The organism is Sulfitobacter sp. HI0027 (genome assembly GCF_001634775.1).
In the GTDB taxonomy this organism is placed as follows: domain Bacteria; phylum Pseudomonadota; class Alphaproteobacteria; order Rhodobacterales; family Rhodobacteraceae; genus Sulfitobacter.
In genome coordinates this window covers 1-582 of sequence record NZ_LWER01000259.1, presented here as the reverse complement: position 1 = coordinate 582, position 582 = coordinate 1, and the positions used below count along the sequence as shown (strand labels likewise).

The following is a 582-nucleotide window of genomic DNA, read 5'->3' as shown; positions in this document are numbered from 1 at the left end:
AAGTATTTTCTTTGCCAGATGGGTGACCCCGCGTGGCGATTGATGGCGGTGGTCGCGGTAAGCGCCGGGGCAGTCGTCGAAGGCATCCGTCAGGTCGACAATATGACGATAGGCCTCTGGCTGGGCCGCCATGATGTCTTTGACAACCTCATAAAAGGCGCGCAGGCATTCGCCGTAAGGCTTGTCTGCCGCCTTGAGTACCACCTTTGCTTTGCTGTCGTAAAAGGCGCGCTCTGCCTCGGTTTGGGGGTAGGCGCCATAGCCTTGGATCGGCTGCAAAAAGGTGAGGATCTCGCTGCCGGTCTCTTGGGCAAGCGCCCGCGCCATGCGTTGGTTCCGGCACCAGACTTCGGCGGGGAGTGCAGGGTCGGGGAGGCCGAAAACCACGTCATTGACGAGCCCATGTTCCTTGAGATGGTCCATGGCCCTCCGGGTGTATTTATGCCGAAACGGGTAGTTCTTGGCATTGAGAAGATAGCCGATATCACAGATGCCTGACAGGGAGACGATAAGATCGGGCGCAATCACGGGGGCGTCGCGCAAGACGCGCAACACCTCTTGAGAAGAGGTGTTGCCCTTACC

At 58.8% G+C, this 582-nt stretch carries 1 protein-coding gene; it reads right to left on the bottom strand.

Annotation, left to right across the window (positions count from 1 at the left end):
- Window positions 1–582: hypothetical protein (locus tag A3722_RS24335; protein WP_161488222.1), on the bottom strand; the 582-nt coding region annotated here is incomplete at both ends.